The 21,648-nt window shown below is 45.2% G+C and carries 18 protein-coding genes and 1 tRNA gene; 6 read left to right on the top strand and 13 right to left on the bottom strand.

Annotation, left to right across the window (positions count from 1 at the left end; all coding sequences use genetic code 11):
* Positions 1–4: 4 nt before the first annotated feature.
* The 9 genes from FSB84_RS27300 to FSB84_RS27340 form a co-directional block, all read right to left on the bottom strand.
* Positions 5–1,489, bottom strand: coding sequence for a RagB/SusD family nutrient uptake outer membrane protein (locus tag FSB84_RS27300; RefSeq protein ID WP_147122396.1), 1,485 nt, complete (start codon positions 1,487–1,489; stop codon positions 5–7).
* 14 nt (positions 1,490–1,503) lie between these two features.
* Positions 1,504–3,720 carry a SusC/RagA family TonB-linked outer membrane protein gene (locus FSB84_RS27305; protein WP_147122398.1) on the bottom strand — a complete coding sequence of 739 codons (2,217 nt, stop codon included), beginning with the start codon at positions 3,718–3,720 and terminating at the stop codon, positions 1,504–1,506.
* A complete protein-coding gene (locus FSB84_RS27310; RefSeq protein ID WP_158644152.1) occupies positions 3,717–4,448 on the bottom strand; it encodes a TonB-dependent receptor plug domain-containing protein in 732 nt (243 codons plus the stop codon). The genes FSB84_RS27305 and FSB84_RS27310 overlap by 4 nt, the downstream gene beginning before the upstream one ends.
* A 35-nt stretch (positions 4,449–4,483) precedes the next feature.
* Positions 4,484–5,119, bottom strand: coding sequence for an STN and carboxypeptidase regulatory-like domain-containing protein (locus FSB84_RS27315; protein WP_147122402.1), 636 nt, complete (start codon positions 5,117–5,119; stop codon positions 4,484–4,486).
* 92 nt (positions 5,120–5,211) lie between these two features.
* Complete coding sequence (locus FSB84_RS27320; protein ID WP_130544149.1) at positions 5,212–6,411, bottom strand: FecR family protein; 1,200 nt, start codon at positions 6,409–6,411, stop codon at positions 5,212–5,214.
* A 52-nt stretch (positions 6,412–6,463) separates the two neighbouring features.
* Complete coding sequence (locus FSB84_RS27325) at positions 6,464–7,060, bottom strand: RNA polymerase sigma factor (protein ID WP_158644153.1); 597 nt, start codon at positions 7,058–7,060, stop codon at positions 6,464–6,466.
* Between the two features lie 472 nt (positions 7,061–7,532).
* Positions 7,533–7,617: transfer RNA gene (locus FSB84_RS27330), tRNA-Ser, on the bottom strand.
* 209 nt (positions 7,618–7,826) lie between these two features.
* A complete protein-coding gene (locus FSB84_RS27335; RefSeq protein WP_130544151.1) occupies positions 7,827–8,618 on the bottom strand; it encodes a helix-turn-helix transcriptional regulator in 792 nt (263 codons plus the stop codon).
* A gap of 25 nt (positions 8,619–8,643) precedes the next feature.
* Entirely contained in the window at positions 8,644–9,618 is a 975-nt protein-coding gene (locus FSB84_RS27340) for an SDR family oxidoreductase (RefSeq protein ID WP_130544152.1), read from the bottom strand.
* 208 nt (positions 9,619–9,826) lie between these two features.
* Here FSB84_RS27340 and FSB84_RS27345 point away from each other — a divergent pair, with 208 nt between their 5' ends.
* From FSB84_RS27345 to FSB84_RS27370, 6 genes are all read left to right on the top strand, one after another.
* The gene (locus FSB84_RS27345; RefSeq protein WP_130544153.1) at positions 9,827–10,372 is read left to right on the top strand and encodes an RNA polymerase sigma factor; all 546 of its coding nucleotides are present in this window, start codon (positions 9,827–9,829) and stop codon (positions 10,370–10,372) included.
* A gap of 104 nt (positions 10,373–10,476) precedes the next feature.
* The gene (locus FSB84_RS27350; RefSeq protein ID WP_130544154.1) at positions 10,477–11,433 is read left to right on the top strand and encodes a FecR family protein; all 957 of its coding nucleotides are present in this window, start codon (positions 10,477–10,479) and stop codon (positions 11,431–11,433) included.
* Positions 11,434–11,559: 126 nt separating this feature from the next.
* The gene (locus FSB84_RS27355) at positions 11,560–14,859 is read left to right on the top strand and encodes a TonB-dependent receptor (protein ID WP_207234346.1); all 3,300 of its coding nucleotides are present in this window, start codon (positions 11,560–11,562) and stop codon (positions 14,857–14,859) included.
* A 14-nt stretch (positions 14,860–14,873) separates the two neighbouring features.
* Positions 14,874–15,713, top strand: a complete 840-nt coding sequence (locus tag FSB84_RS27360; protein WP_130544156.1) for a hypothetical protein — start codon at positions 14,874–14,876, stop codon at positions 15,711–15,713.
* A 269-nt stretch (positions 15,714–15,982) separates the two neighbouring features.
* On the top strand, positions 15,983–17,140 hold the full coding sequence (locus tag FSB84_RS27365; RefSeq protein ID WP_130544157.1) for a zinc-dependent alcohol dehydrogenase: 1,158 nt from the start codon (positions 15,983–15,985) through the stop codon (positions 17,138–17,140).
* Positions 17,141–17,152: 12 nt separating this feature from the next.
* Entirely contained in the window at positions 17,153–19,345 is a 2,193-nt protein-coding gene (locus FSB84_RS27370) for a catalase (protein ID WP_130544158.1), read from the top strand.
* A 60-nt stretch (positions 19,346–19,405) separates the two neighbouring features.
* On the opposite strand, the gene FSB84_RS27375 is transcribed toward FSB84_RS27370, so the two are convergent.
* The 4 genes from FSB84_RS27375 to FSB84_RS27390 form a co-directional block, all read right to left on the bottom strand.
* Positions 19,406–20,197: a TerC family protein gene (locus tag FSB84_RS27375; protein ID WP_130544159.1), complete on the bottom strand. Its 792-nt coding sequence runs from the start codon at positions 20,195–20,197 to the stop codon at positions 19,406–19,408.
* Positions 20,198–20,201: 4 nt separating this feature from the next.
* Complete coding sequence (locus FSB84_RS27380) at positions 20,202–20,870, bottom strand: DedA family protein (protein WP_127132520.1); 669 nt, start codon at positions 20,868–20,870, stop codon at positions 20,202–20,204.
* 38 nt (positions 20,871–20,908) lie between these two features.
* Positions 20,909–21,217 (bottom strand): TFIIB-type zinc ribbon-containing protein, encoded by a 309-nt coding sequence (locus FSB84_RS27385; RefSeq protein WP_130544160.1) that lies wholly within the window; start codon positions 21,215–21,217, stop codon positions 20,909–20,911.
* Positions 21,218–21,314: 97 nt separating this feature from the next.
* Complete coding sequence (locus tag FSB84_RS27390) at positions 21,315–21,641, bottom strand: hypothetical protein (protein ID WP_130544161.1); 327 nt, start codon at positions 21,639–21,641, stop codon at positions 21,315–21,317.
* Positions 21,642–21,648 lie beyond the last annotated feature (7 nt).

Here is a 21,648-nt window from a genome sequence, read left to right on the forward strand (position 1 = left end):
TGTATCAGGGGCCGGTTGGGGCGGGCCTCATTGGTAATGACTCCCTGGCCAAATTCAATTTCTGCGGTTGGTATAGAGAGTACATAAGCTGATGGCTCTTCTGTATAGGGCTTAAGCTCATAATAACCCAGCACATAACTCCCCCCATCCCATCTGTGCCAATAGAGGGGTGACGGATGATTTTACCAAAAGGATGCTTGCTGTTCACGCCATATCGTCTCAGATCAAACCAACGATGAAATTCAAAACAAAGCTCTCTGCGGCGTTCGTTTCTTACAAAATCAATCAATGGTGCTCCGCTTAGATCGATAGCAGTAAGATCTTGTGGCTTAAACCGGTATTTGCGTAATTCCTGCATGGTGGCAATAGCTTCTTCATTCCGGTTCAGCATCGCGAGGGCTTCTGCTTTATTCAGGTATAATTCCGGCAGGCGGAATGAGCCCAGATCTGCAAGATCAGTTTGAGTCTGTTCACCCGTTTTTCTTGCCAGGAAATCGCCGTTACCCGCTTTCTTAAAATAGACTGACCATCTCAGGTCTTTTTGAGAAAATATTCCCAGCAAATCTTCGGAAACCTTGTAAGTTTCTATGTCATAAACAAAAGAAAAAAGTTCTTTCATTTTATCGGTAATATTATCTCTGGCCTCGCCTATAGTAAAAATCAGCTCCGGAGATACGCGTGTCAGAAATGGCTTGCCGGATACCCAGGCATTCATATCGCTGAGCCTGTATTGTTTTGCAATAACCTTATCTGCATAGGTCACCACTTTTTCATATTTTTCCTGGTGTAGGTATACCCTGCTTAATAAAGTTTGGGCCAGTGCCTGGTTGCCTCTTACTACTGATGTTTCATTAAACCCGTTAAGCTCTTTTTCGGCATCGAGCAGGTCAGTTTCAATCTGGTCATAAACCTGTTGAACACTGGCTCTTTGAAAGGGGGTGTATTGTATCTCAGAGCTAATTTTCAATGGGACGCCATAATCTGAAGCAGCGGTGGCAGCACGATAAGGTTTTCCATAAATATTCACCAATAAGAAATAGTAGTAAGCTCTTAATACATGGGCTTCTCCTGATAGTTGCCGTAGTTTTTCTTCCGGAGCATTTTTTTCTCTCAAAAGAGGGATATTAAACAATACGGTGTTGAGGGCTGCAATCTTTTTATAAGCCATGACATACGTATCCGCATAATAACTATATAATTTCCCTTCACTTGTCACTTCCGGAACTTGTTGCCAAAAGTGAATGCCAAATGGTTCAAATAGCCGGCTGGTGCTATAGGGTGACGGATTGTGTACTGCGTCATCATCCATGAAAGCCAGGTTACCCCAAAACTGACCCCTGGCAGCATATCCTTCCCCCAATAGTACTTCTTTCAGGTCGTCAACAGATTGTAAAAATGTTTGGTTTTGCGAATAGGTCGCCAGAAATTTTTTGCAGGACGAGCCTGTTAAAATAAGCGCAGCAATAACCAATGTAGTAACTGTTCTCATTTCTATATTATTTATTAAAAGCTCACATTGATTGAAAATGTATACACAGGCCGGATACTCAGATTGATATTGGGACTTGAGCCTGATTGAGTGGGATCCTGCCCACGTAAATCCTTACTGGCCCAGGTGAATAGATTGGAACCGGATAAACTAAGTCTGGCTGCTTTAAGATGCATATGCCGGCACAATTCTGGCGCGCAGGTATAGTTCAGTATAACCGATTGCAATTTGATGTAATCGCCACTTACAACCCGGATGTCTGAATTATCATACATCTGGTAATAATCGGTCGCAAATGAAGTAAATGACTTTGTAGCTGTTGACCACCAGTTTACCGGGAGGCCGCGCGGGTAAAGGCCAGGAATGGTTGTTTTTAATTCATCACCGGGATAGCGCCAGCGATCGACAAACTCTTTGCGTAAGTTTTGCTGGGAACTGGGTGCATAGGCACCATAATTACCTGAAGCTATCTGCAGCAATCGTATTTTATTGCCTATGCTGTAAGTGACATTGAAGTTCAGCGACCAGCTTCCGTAAGCAATATAATTCGCAATACCTCCCTGCAGCACGGGTTCTCGTTTGCCTGATTCTACCAGTACCGCACCCAATAATTCCTGATTGCTCATTTTATTATAGCGATTGATCAGTTCTTCAGCATTTTCAGGCTCGGCGCCATAAAACACAGGTTGCCCTTTTTGATTCAACCCTTTAAAACGGTAGGAGTAAAAGGTGTTGACTGCTTTGCCATCCAGTATAACCTGACCTGCGAGATAGTTCGCATAGGTATCCCTGGTAGCAGCATCTGCCAATGATCCTTTTCCTTCAATCTTTATTGCCTTGTTCAGTAATGTGTTGAAAACCTGACCAAGCTGAGGATCGATACGCCAGATGAATTTTTGATTGCTGCTTCCCAATGTTTGATTGATGGGGGTAAAGTTGAAAAGCAGTTCAATTCCTTTGTTCTCTATATTCCCTCCATTTACCACATAAGAATTCCGGCCATTTACTTCTGAAATGGTTCTGGTCAAAAATGCGTTGCTTGTTCTTTTGTAGAATACAGTAACTGAACCATTGATCTTAGCATTAAAAAGAGTAAAGTCCAACGCGGCATTATAAGCATCTGTTTTTTCCCATTTAAGATTGGGATTTGGATAGTTTACAATGAGGGAAGTAAAATCCTGAAAATATGTTTCAAGGGGTCCTTTTTGAATGATGGTATAGGGTGTTTGTCCCGGCAACATCGAGCCCTGCGTGCCATAAGAAACACGTAATGATGCCTGATTCACCCATCTTATATGTTTCAACAGATCTCTGTCTATATTCCATCTGCCCGAAAGCCCCCAGGTTGGAAGAAATCTTTCGTTGCTGCGGGTGCCAAACGCGTTTGAAAAGTCACTGCGGGTATTGGCGCTCAGCACATACCGGTCATCATAAATGTAACTGGCCGTAAGATACATGGAAGCCAGGTTATTCAGCCCTTCCGTAATAACAGGCGCCCATTCGCTACTGGTCAATAATTGGGCATAGGCAGGAAACCTGTCCCCAACGTTATCGACACTGACGAAAGTATATCCTCTTTCAGGATAGTAGCCAGGCGCTGATTGAACTATACCACTATTTTTTGTAGAAGACAATTCGCTACCAAATGTTGCCGTGATAAGGTGTTTTTTATCCTTGTCAACAAAACGGCTGTAGTTTGCCTGTCCGCGTATAGTGTAAGCGCTTTGCCGGTTATGCTGCGTTTGCAATATGCCTCCGAAAGGATATCGATTTTTTGTTGGATCATTTGGATCCTCGCCTCTCAACAGATCCATATGATTGGTTTGCTCTTCATACCAGGAACGTTGTTCCGTGTTAGTTGCCGAGTAAGAAAGAATAGCCTCCAGTTGCAGCCCCTGCATCAATTCATAATTGAAATTGGCTGTAGCAGTATAACCGCTGCCATTAATGGTTTGGCCACTACGGTTCATTTCGTTTACGATATTGAAGCTGGGCCTTGGGGCAATCTGTCCGTTCTTGCTGTTGGCAAAATAATACAGGCTGTCGTTTTGATTGTATAACGGAATGGCCCGGCTGGTGGCATAGGCGTAGTTCATAACGCCTACTTCGGTAGGCGTATACTGCCGGTCAATCTTATTGGCCATAATACTGAACTGAGCCTTCAGCTTTCTGTAATTGAGATCGAAATTTACCTGGCCGGTATACCGTTTGTTATATTCACCTTTGATCACCCCCGCTCGTTGGTATACCCGACGGATGCATAATACCGGCTGAGTTGATTTCCACCGGAAAGGCCCAGAGAATGATTGGAAGACACTACATCCTGTGTTACTGCACCCAGCCAATCGGTGTTCATTTGTTCAGCCCTTCTGATGCGTTCAATATAAGTGTCATAGTCAATCCTGCCGCCAAAATAATCTATCACTGCTTTTTCGTAGCCCTCAGGAGTGCCTACGAAGGGAATCTGTTTTTCAAACATTTCCCTGGACACATCTATCCTTTCCTCTGAGTTCATCATGTACACATCATTATCTGTATACCGCGGACGGCGGGTGTAACTGATACTGCTGTTGTAATTGACGGAAGGTGGGCCCGGTGTTCCTCTTTTGGTGGTGACCACAATCACTCCGTTGGCGGCCCTTACTCCGTATAATGCGGTGGCGGCTGCATCTTTCAACACATCAATGCTTTCAATATCATTTGGATTTATACCTGATATAGCGTTGCCAACAAGGTTTACAAAATCGAGATCATTGATCTGGCTGGCAGAAATAGGTACCGGATCAACCCGTACTATGCCATCAACCACCCATAATGGTTCCCTTGTACCCAGTATAGTGGAGGTACCGCGGATGCGTAATTTCGGAGCGGCACCTGCCTGTCCGGAATTCTGCAACATGATCATGCCTGGCACACGCCCCTCCAGCATCTTATCAACTGTAGTAAGACCGGGTTGCATGATGGAATCCATTTTTAATCTTGTAACAGATCCCGTCAGGTATTTTGTTCAATCTTTTGATAACCGGTAGAAATGGTTACTTCACTCATTGAAGCCTGAACGAGCTCCATCGTCAGATCTATATTATTCCGGCCTTTTATTGAAACAACTTCCTTTTTGTAGCTGATATGCGTAAAAACAAGTACATCCTTCGGATCAACTTCAATGAGATATTTACCATTCTGGTCAGTTTGCACTGCAGTATTCTTCTTTTCTGCACGTACCGTTACACCAGGAACAGGCGTACGGTTCCGATCAGTAATCACTCCGGTAATAATGGGATTTTTGTCTGGATCTTTATTCCCGGAATTGCTGTTGTTCTTTGGGTCCTTCTTCTTAATGATGATGGTTCCTTCATAAATGGTAAATGTCAGATCAGTTCCCTTTAAGCACAATTCAAGCGCTTCTGACAACGGCATATCCTTTACATCAATGGAAACCTTTTTAGTGCCTGCCAGCATTTTTTCCGTGATCATGATATTCAGGCTGGTTTGTGCCTGTATCATCTTGAAGATTCCATCGAGGGGTTGATCCTTCACGGAGAGTGAAACCCTGGGCTCATTTTCCTGCGCCTGGCTTCGCATTGGTACATAGCATAGAAATAGCAGTAAGATTGGCATTAGTTTTCTCATACTAATAAGTCTTTAAAAGCATTACTTGAAATGGGATGATGTGCAGCATGTAAGCAATGCATGCTGCAGATAGGATTGGTTATTTGATCTGATTATCCAGCGGATCTGATAATCAGTTTTCTGCCCTCCATGGCAAAATCAATATTATTGATCTGTAAAGCGCCCAGTACCGATTGCAGGCTACTGCTCCGCTTTAAGATGATAAGGAGTTTTTCATCAGGAATGGCACCTTCATATACCACATCAAGGTTATACCACCTCGCAAATTCACGGAGAATAATGGGCAGTTCTACTTTATCGAAATAAAAATAGCCGTTCTTCCAGGCGATCGTTTCTTCTGTATTAACTGATCTCTTTATAACAAGATCTTCGTTCAGCTTCATCTGGGATTGCTGGTTCACCAAGAGCAGTACAGCTCCTTTTTTGTTGCTCACTTTCACTGATCCTTCCAGCAATGTTGTTTTCACCAGTGGTTCATTGTCATAAGCATTCACATTAAAGCTGGTACCAAGTACATCGATCAGCATTTCACCCACTTTTACGCGAAACGGTTTCTTTGGATCCTTTGCCACTTCAAAAAAAGCTTCGCCTGTTACCGACACCACGCGTTCCTCTCCTGTAAAAGCCACCGGATATTTTACAGAAGAAGAAGCATTCAGCCAAACCCTGGAGCCATCAGGCAGCGTCAATTTGTATTGACTGCCAGTTGATGTGGCTATTTCATTCAACAGGTTGCTTTTCACGGCTAAACCTGGTTCATATTTTACCTGACCATCTCCCAGCTTTACAATTTTGGATTCACCATCTTTTGCAATCACTCCGATGCCGGCACTGTCAAGTTGAACAACAGAACCATCAGAGAGTGTGAGTCTTGCCTTATCATAGACAGGCTCTGGTTCATTATTAGATACCATAGCCGGCTTTACCACTGCCCGGTTGATATTGTAAACATATGTTCCCACACTAATCAATAGTATTGCGGCTGCAGCGTATCTGATCCATTTTCTTCTGAAGATCGCTATGCGCCCATCACGTGTATCAGGCCCTACAGTCACATTGATTGGAATATTGGCATTGAGTAATGCCTGGTCTACTTTATGCCTGTTATCCAATAGCGTTCTTAATTCCTGCTGCCATAGATCAGCACGCTGAAATTCTTCATATATGCTGTTATTCTCTGAAGAAGCATTGCGCCATTCATTCAGTTGCTTTCTCTCAGTCGCATCCAGCTGATTGGTCATCGACCTGAAAAGCAGTTGACTTATAGAATAGATATCGTCGGAATCAGACATATCTTAATTACGGGAGTATGAAGAAATTGTTACCGGATATTTCCCAACTTTTTTAATTGAAGTAGTGCGGGGAGATTACCGCCAAAAGCAGGGCAAACTCCAAACCAGAAAGTTTTTTGCGCAGCATGTCAAGCGCCTGAGACTTTTTGGTACGAACTGTAGCATCTTTCAGGTTCAAACGTTCTCCGATTTGTTCATTGTTTAGTCCTTCCACATAGGCAAGCCTGAAAACATCCCTTAAATATTCAGGGAGTTTGTCGATCTCCTCAAGGATTAACCCATACACGCGTGCCCTGATCAGTTCCTGTTGATAACTGTCAGTGGTCTCCTGTTCTTCCAGCTTTTTGAGCTGTTCATAATGCTTATCCTCGGTTTTCCGAAGGCGTAAATGATCTATGGATAAATTTCTGGTTGTTATTTGTATAGAGGAGCGCAGATGTCGTAATGATTCAAAGTGTTTGGTCTGATTCCACAACCGGATAAATACTTCGGCAGTTATATCCGGGGCTAGTTCTTCTCCCACATATTTTTTGGCCAGGATAAATACAATAGGGTAAAACTGCTGATAAACGTTGCAATATGCTTCGCTTTCTCCAGCATTCAGACGCCTTATGAGTTCTTCCTCGTTATTGAATGGACCGCCATCCACCGGAATAGTAATTAAAGGTTAGCACCGATATACGTATCAGCATCAAATACAGTCAAATGTAGTTAAGGCGAATATACACAAGTTGATTGTAAAAGATGTAGGACTATTATATTCTACCTTTTTCCCGTACAGCTAAATAAATAGGCTTAAAGATCTTAGCCTCTGTATAAAGGACCTTGTGCATCTGAACTCCATTTACTGTTATCGATTAACCTGTGGATACAGTGATCAGGACGCAGGCCATTTACAGTAATACGAACATAGATCGGAGTTAGTTTCTCTTTGTTCTTTCTGGATTTCAGGCATAGAAAAGAATACTGATACGGTGTGCCATAAATTCAGAGAGAGAAACCCAATGGCACCGAATTGCCACCTTTTTACTTGTTATCAGATGTTCCTGGGAGAAGTGAAGAAAGGGCTCACAAAACCAGCGTTTTATGAGCCCTTTAATACGATTTGATAAGTTATCCAGCGGAGAGAGAGGGATTCGAACCCCCGGACCTGTGACAGTCAACGGTTTTCAAGACCGCCGCATTCGACCGCTCTGCCATCTCTCCGGCGCAAATGTAGGGGCATTGTTGAAAATGACAAAATCTCTTGCAAACATTTTGAAAAAAAATTCATCATTAATAGCAGAGGCTGAGGCATTAAGCTCAATTATGAAGGCATAAAAAACAGTCTGGATGCGGCTTCCAGGGGATCATTCCCACCCCGTTTGGAAATAATTCTTCCAGGGAACTCTTTTCAACAACCACATATCATTCGCCTAACGCTCCTTCACCAGCGCCTGCGGAGACTTCCCGAATTGCTTTTTGAAGGCAAAAGAAAAATGCGACAAATTCTCAAACCCCACATCCAGGTAAACATCGCTGGGGCTCCGGTTGGCATGTCTGATCTGGAAATGGGCCTCTTCCAGTCGCCTTCTCGTTAACCAGGCGCCGGGCGTTTTATGAAAAAGATGCCGGAACTCACGCTTGAAAGCAGACAAACTCCTGCCACTCAAAAATGCAAACCGTTCCAGCGGAATATTGAACCTGAAATTACGATTCATGAATGCCTGCATGTCCACTTTTTCAGGGTCACTGAAATTGAAAAACACATCTGCAAGCCGGGGATCCTCCTCCAAAAGAATTTGCAGAAGCTCCGCCCTTTTCAGCTGTGCAACACCGTTATCAACCATTTGATCGCCCTCATAATATGGCTGCAACGACTGGAGAAAATCTTCAATCCTCCCACTGCTTCGAACAGTCAAAAGCGAATCTTCCTGATCAGAAACACCAGAGGCATAGGGATTCCTCTCCAGAAAAGAACGAAGGAACGTCTCATCAAATGCGATCACGATCCTGTTGAATACTTCCTTTTTCCTGATCTTCGTATACCGGATCAGGTGATTTTTCCGGGCAATGAAGGTATCACCTGCTTCATACCGGTATTGCCTGCCTCCATCATATCCAACTATTGTCCCTTCAAGGATATGCATGAAAAAATGCTCAGATATCAATTGCTCGGGGGAAATATCCATGCCCAGGTAACAGGAATGCACAACCGGATGTTCCATTTCGCATTAATTGATTATTCGAATGCTATGCGGACAGTGAATCCACTGTAGCCAGTAATGTTTCCTTAGCTGATCGCGGATGCCAGCCCAGCACTGATCTTGCCTTTTCATTCGACAGGTGCAGGTACAGGGCTCCATCGATCTGCTGAAGGGAATCCGCAATAGATCCGGCCTTCTCAGGACGTTCGTTCCTGATCAGTTGGGCTGCATCATAGAAACTGAAGGACTCTCCGGAGCTAGCCAGGAAACGTTCGCCTTTCGCAGCAGGATGCGTCATGGCGCGAAGATGAATATCGGCCGTGTCCCGCACATCCACCACACTGAATGTGAACGGAGGCGTATCCCGGATCGTTCCGTTCAGTATTCCTTTCAGCACATACTCTACAGAGGCAGAATAATTACCCGCCAGAACCGGTCCAAAGATCGCAACTGGATTGATCACCGTCAACTCCAGGCCTTCGCCCTCCCGGGAAATGAAGTCCCATGCTGCTTTTTCTGCAATGGTCTTCGATTTAATATAAGCGCGTAAACCAGGCGTGTTTGGATCAGTCCAGTCATTTTCAGTATATACATGGTCCTTCGGATCGATGCTATAACCGATAGCAGCAAATGAAGAAGTAAGTACCAGCCTCTTTACGCCGGCATCTCGTGAAGCTTTCAATACCCGGAGCGCTCCATCCCTGGCAGGAATAATGATCTCGTTCTCATCTTCGGGATCGACGGCTAAAAAAGGAGAAGCAACATGCAAAACATAGGTACAACCCTGTACTGCATTTTCCCAGTTGGTATCCGCCGTAAGATCAGCCTCTATGAAATGCAAGCCACTGATATCAGTGATGCCGCCTGCAGCAAGAGAATCAATCACGTTCTGTTTTTTCGAAAGTGAACGGACTGTCGTTTTCACTGTATATCCCTGTTCCAGTAAACCAATGATACACTGAACACCCAAATAACCAGACCCACCGGTCACCAGCACTGTAGTATTAATATTCGTCTGCATTGTATTTTTTTACAAAAGTAGCCCCGCCCCACTATTGGCTGGTTTGTTTAAAAGTCCAGATTTATTTGCGCGAAAGTCCAGATTTCTCATATTACTGGGGTGTGGTCAAAGACTAACCGATAGTAGAATATTTTGCCAATGGGCAGGCTCATACAGCATAACATTAACTTAACACCCGAAAGCTACTTTTGCCACACAAGTAAAATGTATGCTTTCCAGTACTTCTGCGGACAAAGAATATTTCACCAGGCTGTATAAGCAGCACCACCGCAGCTTGTATGCATATGCCTACAAGAAATCAAAGGACCAGTTCATTGCCGAAGAGATCACACAAACAACTTTCATCAAATTCTGGAACCATTACCAGAAAACCTGCATTCAACCCGAAACTCCGGAAAGATTATTATTCTTTATAACGAAAGCATTGCTGGTAGATCATTTCAGAAAAAGATCAACCGCCATCTCCATCGAAGAAGCACTTTCTGAAGTGGAAAGCCTTCCAGACAACAATTCTAACCATTCCGAACAGTTATTGCGTTTCGAAGAACTGGTAAGATCGGCAGCGGCATCACTTCCTGAAAGGCAAAAGCAGATCTTCGAAATGAAGTATTTCCGGCAATCGAAACACGAAGAGATCGCTGCCGAACTGAAGATCTCCCGCCAAACCGTTAAGAACCTTTTGGGAAAGGCTGTGAAAAAAGTCCGGAAGATCGCTGCACAACAATTCCTCCACTCTTTCACCAGTCTTCTGTAATTCCAGTTTTCCATTTTATTGTTACCAAATTGTAAACTCATTTCCTGCCGTGGTACCATCGCAGGTCTGCTACGGTGTTATTATAAAGAGTGCATTCCATTCCAATGAATCATATTCATAAACTTATCGACCGTTTCCTTGCAGGCACAGCAACTCCTGAAGAAAAAGAGGAAATGCAACAATACTTCCTCCGGCATGGTCTGCAGGAAGAATTACCCGAGACTGGAATTGAATTCCATCCCGGAAAAGAACAGTCGAAAAAAATGTACAGAAATCTTATTCAGCAATTACAACCAGGCAGTGCCGACAAAATTTACCGGATGCACAATAGGTGGTTGCTCCGGATAGCAGCTGTGCTAATACCTGTAATTCTTATTGGCGCAGGTATTTACCTGTTGCTGAAACCAGTTTCTATCATCAACACCTCACATACCATTGCAGAAATAAGGAACAACAGCGAATCCATTCGTTACCTGAAACTGAAAGATGGCAGTGAGATCTGGCTTAACAAACACGCGATATTGAAACTGGATACCTCAAACTTCATTCAAAACAGGAAACTGGTCCTGGAAGGTGAAGCATATTTTGATGTATCGCATGATCCGGCGCATCCTTTTGAAGTGAGTACCGGACAACTCAACACTGTGGTTCTGGGTACTTCCTTTTCCATCAACAGCAACAGTTCCTGCACCAATGTTACTTTGCTCACGGGAAAGGTTTCGCTTCAGTCAAACGGTATGCCTTCACAAATATTGAGTCCCGGGCAATCCGGGGAATATGACCTGAAAACCGGTACACTCCGGACTACACCTGTTTCTGCATATGCCATCGCATGGAAGACAAAGGAGATAAACTGTAAAAACGAAAAACTGGAATCCATTATTCACTACCTGCAGGATCATTACAGGACCAATATAAGGATCAGCAAACGCATCGCCGGAAAAGAATTCTCGGGAACACTTTCCCTGCAGGGAAATATATCATCTGTACTGAACAGGCTGTTATTCGTTCATCAATTGAAGCACAGAAAAAACCAGGATGGCAGCATAGTCATTTATTAAAGCAACTACCTGACGATATTGAAACTGCCTCACAGAGTGCGGTACAGGAAAACTATTTACATCACTTAGCATAAACTAAAATCAACCTAACCAATGCGCATCAAAAGAACGCAGCAACTAATCAGCTTGGGATTTCGATTCCTGATTATCTGTTGCCTGAGCCTCGCCCCTACCCTTCGCGGACTGGCACAGACAGCCGATAAAGGCAATCTGGGAACCATCGTCCGGGAACTGGAAAAGAAATGGACCGATTACAAATTCCTCTACGATTTTGAAGCTTTGCAAACAAGATCGGTAATATCCAAACCTGATATCAGCAAATTGTCTGTAGAGCAGGCGCTGAACATTCTGCGCAAAGACGGATTCCTTACCTACCGCATCGAATCGAAATCGATTTCCATCGCTGTACTCCCTTTCATCCCTTTGAAAAAAGAACCGGGACGTGTAACCGGCAAAGTGATCGACGAAGAAAATGGACAAGCTGTATCAGCAGTCAGTATTCGTTTCGGCAACAAAGGCACTACCAGTCTTGCTGACGGTACCTTTTCCATTTCCTTACCCAAAGGCAAATACGAAGCTGAGGTTTCTTCCGTCGGTTATGGGAAAAAGATCATTTCCGGAGTGGAAGTGAAAGAAGGTCAACTTACCAATCTCAGTATAACCCTGAAAAGGAATAAAGGACAACTCGCTGCCGTAGTAGTGAAATCATCCGCCAGGAAAGAAGGTGTGAATGCGCACTATGCCAGGCAAAAGAATGCAGCTACGGTAACAGACGGTATCAGTTCCGAACAGATCGCCCGTACGCCTGATAACGATATGGGACAGGTGCTGAAAAGGGTTTCCGGATTGACTACTGTAGACAATAAGAATGTTATCGTTCGCGGCATGTCTGACAGGTACAACCAGGCAATGCTCGATGGTGTGGTGATCCCCAGTACATCCATGAACAGAAGGAATTTTTCATTTGACATCATACCTGTTGAAATGGTGAGCAATGTTGTAGTGAACAAAACCGCCACACCGGATATGAGCTCGGAATTTTCGGGTGGGCAGGTATCCATCAATACCCTGGATATCCCTTCACAGAATTTCACCACCATCACCATCGGCACCGGCGGCAACAGCCAAACCACCGGGAAGGATTTTTACCAGCTGGGAGAACGCAAGAGCAGCGAGTATTTCGGCTTCTTCGATAAATCCTCCCAAAAACCAGAAGGATTGATACCCTGGTACTGGAACAATGATGCCGTCAGGCTCGATGCACCTCCGGGCGTAAGCAATGATCCTGTACTCGATGATTGGTCCCTCAACTTCGAAAGCCCCAACCTGAAATACAACGATCTGGACGCGATTGCGCAATCGGGAAAACTGAGCGCAGATCCACTGAAACTACAAAAATATAAAGGCTCACCCAATCAGAATTATCGTATTGCAATGGGCCGCGTGTACAAGCTGAAAAATAATTTGCAATTCGGCTTCTCCACCAGCACCAACCTGAGGAACGAACAAAACATTATCCACTTCAATAATGTACGTGGACAGAGTTTTGAAAGGGATTATATAGACAGCCCGAAATACGGACAAAACGGCGCCGGAACTTCTTACCGTTTCAACAGCAGCAGCGGATTGGTAGGCAATCTCGGTCTGCAGGGTGAGAAATTCAAAATTGCCCTGAAGAATATGTATGCCCGTACTTACAGCAATAATTACAATGAAGCGGTGCGACTGGATTACCGGGATGAAACGCATAAGATGCGCAAAGAAGTGTATCAGCTGCCCGAGGCCATGTCTCTTCAGCAACACCAGCTTATTGGTGAATACCAGCTTCCCGGAGGGATCAAATTTGAAGGCCAATTTGCTTACAATAAGATCAGTCAGCAGATCCTGGACGAAAGAAAATTCCAGTACAGGCTCACTGCTCAACTGGGCGACAAATATTATTTCCAAAATCCCAACCTGCTGCAGCACTCAGGATGGTCTAACAACACAGTGGCGCTGGACTCCAGAATGTGGACGCAGATCGAAGAACAGGATTTCAACTGGGCTGCTAATTTTTCCAGATCATTCGGAAAAGGAAACAAGATGAAGACCATCCTGAAAATGGGTTACCAGGGCTGGAGAAAACAACGCGCTCTGGAAGTGTTCCGTATGTTACCCATGACCAGGTCTGCCAAAGGAGGAGAGCTGCTGCCCCAAATCGAGATGCCTTATGAAGTACTGCTCGATCCCGCCAATGTGGGCGCAGGTACGGGACAAGCGTACTACTATGCAGAGAATATCGGTGGAAATATATTCGACGGCGATATGAACAATCACTCCATGTATCTCATGGCCGACCAAAAGCTCTTTGGCAAACTCAGACTGGTATACGGAGCAAGACTTGAATATTACGATATCAGTAACAGACAGACTGAATTATTGCGAAAAAAATTTGGCAACGAAATCCCTGATTACCTCAAATTCCAGGAAGAAGCAAAAGAGCAGGACTGGCAATTGTTGCCCTCGATCAATGCCACATACAGTTTCACCAATACATTGAACCTGCGGGCCAGCTATTCAAAAACCGCTATCCGTCCGGATTTCAGGGAAACTTCCTTTTTCGGCTTTTATGATTATGAACTGGATGCGAATGTATCCGGACAGGATGTTGTGTCTACGATGGTAGACAATATCGATCTCCGGCTGGAATGGTATCCCAGTCCTGGTGAGATCATTTCCTTAACCGGGTATTACAAGTATCTCGACAAACCAATTGAGCTGGTGAACCACCCTTCTTTCCAGGATGGCAGCTATTATGTTTTCGCCAATATGGCTTCCGCCAAAAACTACGGACTGGAAATGGAAGTGCGCAAGAACCTTTCTTTCGTAGCCGACAGATCCTGGTTATCTGACCTGTTCGTATATGCGAATGGTACACTGCTGAAATCGACTGTCAACTATGAAGGTCCCTGGGAATTCAGAACCGTTGATGGCAAGATCGAAAGGTTCAAGGACCGGATACCAGGAATGGACCGCCCGCTGTTGGGGCAATCACCCTGGTTATTGAATCTTGGTCTTGGTTACTGGGGAGAACTTTTCGGCGCAACCGTAAGCTACAATCATCGTGGTTACCGTTCCAACCTGATCATGAAAGATCCTTCTGCCATTGAATACGAGCTGGCGCCCAAACTACTGGACTTCCAGTTATATGGCCGTTTCCTGAAGAAAAAAATGGAAGTGAAAGTAAATGTTGCCAACCTGCTGAATGAGTGGACCCGCTATTACGTGAATGCACAGGGCTATCTGCCTGCCAATGATGGCAGCGGCGTATTGAAATATGATCGAGTAAAAGGTAACAACGGATACAGTAAATCTGATGGCGACATCATCATGTACCGCAGGCAGGAAGGTCAGCGATTCAGCATCACCGCCACTTACAAATTCTAGTAAAAAATAAAATCATGTACAAAATAAAACAGCTCAGTTACTGGATTCTGCTGCTTACTGTAATGTTGGGATCCTGCCAGAAAGCAGAACAGGTGGAAACTTTCAAAGACTTTGTTGAAGTAAGTTTCGATGCTACCAAAGTAGCGTTAGCTAATAATGGACAGGGAATCTTCATTGCTGCGAAATACAACGGGTATCCGATTGAATGGGACGTGTTCCTTAAGAAGATCAAAGTAGTGGAAGGTGAGGGAAAATTTGAATTCTACGATATCCGCACCGGAAAAACAGTACTGGAAAAAACGATCGATGTCAAAGCAGGTTCCGAAGAAACCCATACTTTGTTCCAACCCACACTTGAATCACCCGTAACCTTCATCGATTCCAAATCACAGGAAAAGGAAGAAGCTGCTCCGGAAGGTCATATAAAACTGAAAATAGCTAATTATGTACAGTATCTTATTCCATTCAGCAAAGTGGATGTAAAAATGTATATCACTTATTTTGATGAAGACTGGAATGAAGTGAGAGAAGAAATTGGTATGATATACGATATTGCCAACGACGTGAATGGTGGCGAATACCAGCTACTGCCCGATGGCGTTCCGGAAGGTTTGACCGACTACTCGTACTTATTTGAATTCTTCGATCATGAAACAGGCCAACCACTCCTTAATTATGGTGGTACTACGTATTCAACTTATGCCTTTGCGCCGGCTGGCATCGATCCGCTTCCCGTGAAGAAAGTATTTACAGTTTACCTCGCTCCCATGAAAGCATGGGGCGAAACGCCCTTCTTCCTCAAAAAAGATGAAGATTTCTGGGAAGTATCATGCAATGTACTTTTCGCAAACTAGATCCACCCTATATTTCAAACTGTACAGGGAGCGTCTCATCCATTGAGGCGCTCCTTTTTATTTGAATTATTTTCCGGTCAGAACCTGGTAAGCTTCAGGAATTTGAACGCCTGATACCAGTTTCAAGCAACTGCCTGCTTTTGTAGATTTCCTTGCTCACCGATTCCCTGTACAGTATCCTTCCTCCATTATCCGCCCCCATAGCTAATTTGAGGCCAACCATTTTTTTAAATGGACGGTTTTTGCTGCTGTTCCCCAAATTGATCTTCATGAAAGCTGCAGTATTCCACAAACCTGGCGATATCAGCGTTGATACCGTTCAGGACCCAATCATTGAACATCCTACTGACATCATACTCAAAGTTACTTCCACCGCAATTTGCGGCTCTGACCTGCATATCTATGACGGCTTCTTTCCACAAACGAAAGACCTGGTAATGGGTCACGAATTCATGGGGATCGTACAGGAAACCGGAAAGGGTGTTAAGAACTTCAAACGCGGCGACCGCATTGTTGTGCCCTTTCCCATCGCCTGCGGCCATTGCTTCTTTTGTTCCCATCACCTGCCAACTGCCTGCGAAAACTCCAATCCCGACCATTACGGGCCGCAGGGCGATATGATGAAAGGAAAAGGCGGAGGCCTTTTCGGTTATACGGCCCTGTATGGTGGCTACTCTGGCGGACAGGCAGAATATGTACGTGTTCCTTATGCAGATTTTAGTCCACGTAAAGTACCCGACCACCTCTCCGATGAACAGGTGCTTTTCCTTACAGACATATTTCCTACCGGTTGGGCAGCAATCGACTGGGCGCGGCTCAAAGGCGGCGAAACCGTTGCCATCTTCGGCTCCGGCCCGGTTGGGCTGATGGCACAGAAAGCAGCCTGGCTTCAGGGTGCAGGAAAAGTGATTGCCATTGATCCGCTGGAATACAGACTGGAAAGGGCCAGAACTTTGAATAAGGTGGAGACGATCAATCCAAATGAAGTGGATCCCATCGATGCCATCCGCAGCATGACTGAAGGCCGTGGTGCAGATGTTTGCGTAGACGCCGTAGGCACCGAAGCAGATCGTTCCTTTTTCGAAAAAGCAAAAGCTGTACTGAATTTCGAAAAAGGCACCGTTAAAGTAATGGAACAATGTTTTGAAGCCGTCCGCCGAGGAGGCATTGTAACAGTAGTTGGCGTTTATGGTAGTCCGTATGACAATTTCCCCGTTCACCGAATCTTCGATAAAGGCATTACCATCCAACTTGGACAAGCGCCTGTACAGAATTACATCGATCAGCTCCTTCAATTGGTGACCGAAGAAAAAGTAGTACTGGAAGATATTGTCAGTCATCAGCTCCCTCTTACTGAAGCATCCTACGCTTATGATATTTTCAAGAAAAAAGAAGACAACTGCGTAAAAGTGATTCTCAAACCATAATATTTTTCTGCCATGGCAAAAAAGAAAGTCAACCCTTCATCAAAGGAGAACAGCAATCCAAAAACAGTAAATCTTCAGCCGCACACAGAAGACAGTACCGGTCAAATGATGACCACCAACCAGGGGGTGAAGATCAACGATGATCAGAACTCGCTCAAAGCTGGTGACCGCGGTCCTACACTCATGGAAGATTTCATCTTCCGTGAAAAGATGACACACTTCGACCATGAGCGCATTCCTGAACGCATCGTGCATGCACGTGGATCGGGCGCACATGGCATTTTTGAATTGTATGAATCCATGAGGCGATACACGAAAGCAGACTTCCTGCAAACGACCGGACAGCAAACTCCCGTGTTTGTACGTTTTTCCACTGTTGCCGGCTCTCGAGGCTCCACCGACCTGGCCCGGGATGTGCGTGGCTTTGCTGTGAAATTCTATACACAACAGGGTAACTTCGATCTTGTAGGAAACAATATGCCCGTATTCTTTATCCAGGACGCACATAAATTTCCCGATGTAGTACATGCCGTAAAACCTGAACCTCACAACGAAATGCCGCAGGCAGCTTCAGCGCATGATACTTTCTGGGATTTCATTGCTCTTATGCCGGAGTCCACACATATGATCATGTGGCTGATGAGCGACCGCGCTATTCCACGCAGTTACCGGATGATGGAAGGATTTGGTGTACATACTTTCCGGTTCGTGAACGATCAGAATGAATCCCATTTTGTGAAGTTCCACTGGAAACCTTTACTGGGTGTACATTCCGTGGCCTGGGACGAAGCGCAGAAGATTTCCGGCAAAGATCCGGATTTCCATCGCCGCGATCTCTGGGAGTCTATCGAAAAAGGAATATATCCCGAATATGAACTGGGGGTGCAGATCATTCCGGAGAAAGATGAACACAATTTCGATTTCGATCTGCTCGATCCCACGAAGTTGATACCTGAAGAATTAGTACCCGTTCAACGCATCGGTAAGCTTACATTGAACAGGAACCCCGATAACTTTTTTGCAGAAACAGAACAGGTGGCATTCCATATCGGGCATGTAGTGCCTGGCATCGATTTCACCAATGATCCGCTTTTGCAGGGCAGGCTTTTCTCGTATACAGATACGCAACTGATCCGGCTGGGAGGTCCCAATTTCCATGAGATCCCCATCAACAGGCCCATCGTCCCCATTCACAATAACCAGCGTGATGGCTTCATGCGGCAGCAGATCAATAAAGGACGTGTTAGCTATAATCCCAACTCACTGGGAGGCGGTTGCCCATTCCAGGCGAAAATGACGGAAGGAGGATTCACTTCTTTTTCAGAAAAAATAGACGCTCACAAAGTACGTCAGCGCAGTTCAAGCTTCTTTGATCATTTCAGCCAGGCGAAGCTATTCTACAATAGCCAGTCCAATCCTGAGAAGGCCCATATGATTGATGCTTTTTCATTTGAATTGGGCAAAGTGGAAACGGTTGCCATTCGACAAAGGATGCTGCGCATTCTTGCAAAAGTGGACAAAGGCCTGGCCGCCAAAGTGGCCTGGAACCTGGGTTTACATGTTCCTTCCGATAAAGATATTGCGGAGCCGCTCAACCAGAGTATTCCTGCTGATGGTAAGCCGGAGGATTTTCAACCCGTTATCAAAGAACCTTCACTGAAAGCATCAGCCGCACTGAGCATGGCCAATACCTTAAAGGATTCCATCAAAGGCAGGAAGATCGCTATCCTGGTGGCAGATGGCGTAGATAATGCATCCGTGGAAAGTATGCTATCCGCGTTGAGTAATGAAGGAGCCGTTGGAGAATTGATAGCACCAAGGTTTGGTTTGGTGGAGAGTTCCGGTGATGCCCAACTGGTGGCCGATAAAAGCCTGCTGACTACCGCTTCTGTTTTTTACGACGCAGTATTTGTGCCGGGAGGCGCCAACAGTGTTGCTTTCCTGGAAGCAGACGCAGATGCAGTGCATTTCCTGGATGAGGCATACCGTCATTGTAAAGTGATTGCCGCAGACCCGGATGCAATGCAGGTGTTAAGAGCAACACGATTTGGTAGAAAATTCCCGGAAGTTGTAACGGCTGATACGCCTGTTGAAGCAGGTATCATCGTGAATAGCAACCGGCCACAACTTGAACAAGAATTCATAACTGCCGTGTCCCAACACCGTGTATGGGAACGTGAAGACGAAAGAAAAGTGCCAGCCTAGAAATAAAAAAGTCCCTGCGAAATACAGGGACTTTTTTATTATGGAACTTATCAGGCAGGCCTAATTGATCATTGGTCTGTCTGAATCGTTCAGTTTCACTTTGGGTTCTCTGCCACGCAGTTTGATGTTCAGCATTTCCACCGCCAGTGAGAAGAAGAGGCAGGAGTAGATGATGCTCTTGCTCACTTCCTGATGGAATCCGCTTGCCACCAGTACAACGCCGATCACAACCAGGAAGCTGAGTGCCAGCATCTGGAGGGTGGGTTGTTTGTTGATGATGCGGGTAACAGGTCCTGCAAACAGCATCATAACGCCAATGGACACCATCACGGCAATGATCATGATGATCACATTCTCTACCAGTCCAACCGCAGTGAGAATGGAGTCGAAAGAGAACACTGCATCCACCAGGATGATCTGGCCGAGTACGGACGCAACAGAAGTTCCGATTTTTGCGGATCCGGTTTTCTGTTCTTCTTTCTTCACCAGTTTGTGGTGAATTTCCAGGGTGCTTTTGACGATGAGGAAGATACCGCCTGCAATGAGGATGAGATCCTTCCAGCTAAGGCCGATGGGGCCATCCGTGAGGTTCTTTACATGCGGCAGGGTGAATACCGGGTCTTTGAGCCCGATGATCCAGTTGATGCAGAGCAGCAAAAGTACACGGAACACCATGGCGAGCAGAAGGCCAGTGTTGCGGGCTTTTCGCTGTTGCGCTGCCGGTAGTTTACCTGCAACGATGGAAATGAAAATGATATTATCGATCCCCAGGACTATTTCCAGGAAACAGAGTGTGAGTAAGCTGATCCATACCGCCGGATCTCCAAAATCCGGCATAATAAATTCGGTCATTTTTTTAAGAGTTTAATTGATCGGCCGGGAGGGGTTCTTTTTTCTTTCGGCTGGCGATCATTTTGATCAGCACCGGGGCGGTGGTTACAACCACGATACCGATGATGATTTTGTCGAGGTTATTTTTTACCCAGTCATAGTTACCGAGCAGGAAACCTGCAGTTACAATACTTCCGGCCCATGCAACGGCGCCGAGGATATTGTACAGCGTGAACTTCTTGCGGTCCATGTTCACCATTCCGGCCACTATGGGGGCAAAGGTACGGACCACGGGCAGGAAGCGTGCAATCATTATCGCCCCCCCGCCTTTCTTTTCGTAAAAGTCCTTTGCCTGTATAAGATACTTCTTTTTGAACAGCCAACTGTCTTTTCGTTTCATCAATACTTCACCCGACTTTTTGCCGAACCAGTAGCCAACATAGTTTCCGATGATGGCTGATGCCGAGATCAGGGTTACCCAATAAAGCAGGCTCAGTGCGGGAGCCACATCGGGACTTACTGATTGGGCAATGATCATTCCGGCGATGAACAGCAGGGAATCTCCGGGGAGAAAGAACCCGGCAAATAGTCCGGTTTCAGCAAAAACAATAAACACTACAATATAAAGGCCACCATGGGCCATGATCCACTTAGCGTCTGTGAGATTGTGAAACAAATCCAGCAATGCCTGCATTTTCTATCTTTTTAATTATCCAATGGGTTTAAGAATGCCTAATCAAAATCGAAGAGATCTCCGAGGAAACCTTTCTTTTTGTAGGGTTTTTGATAAGGATTGTGTTTATGATGGTCTTTGTAATGATCGTTATCGTATTTCTTATAAGGCTGTTGATACTGCTGGTGTTGTTGCTGCTGCTGTTCCTGCCCCTGTTCGGAGGACCTGTACTTCTGTTCAGCGTATTCCAGCATTTTGTCGAGCTCCCCTTTATCGAGCCAGATGCCACGGCAGGAAGGGCAATAATCGATCTCGATATTGTTCCTTTCGGTCATGAGCAGGGTCTCATTGCAATTCGGACATTTCATACTGTTAATTTTTCGATTGGGATGAAAATGGAAAACGAGAATTTCGGGCCTCCAACAGGAGGTCGGTAAACGGAAAACATCCGTATGAAATGAGGGATCAAAAAAGAGTATACCTGAAGAGGAAAACGTAATAAGCAGGTCTTTTCACAGTATCGAAACCTGCCGATGGAGAACTTGAAATATGTAAAGTTTCAACAGACTTTTCCGCAACCTCGGAACCTGGCTGCAGCTTTTTTACACATTTTACCTTGGTCTGTTTTCTTATTGAAAGGTGAAGATCGGAATTGGGACCACTGGCATCCTTGAACTCGGCCAGCCTTTCCATACCGGTGGTGCTGGGGAGCAGCCAGCCTGCTTTCACATGCTGCTGCTGTTGTACCCTGGGGGTAACGAAACTGCTGAACAGTACCAAAAGCAGCCCCATTGAGAGT

The organism is Pseudobacter ginsenosidimutans (assembly GCF_007970185.1).
GTDB lineage: Bacteria > Bacteroidota > Bacteroidia > Chitinophagales > Chitinophagaceae > Pseudobacter > Pseudobacter ginsenosidimutans.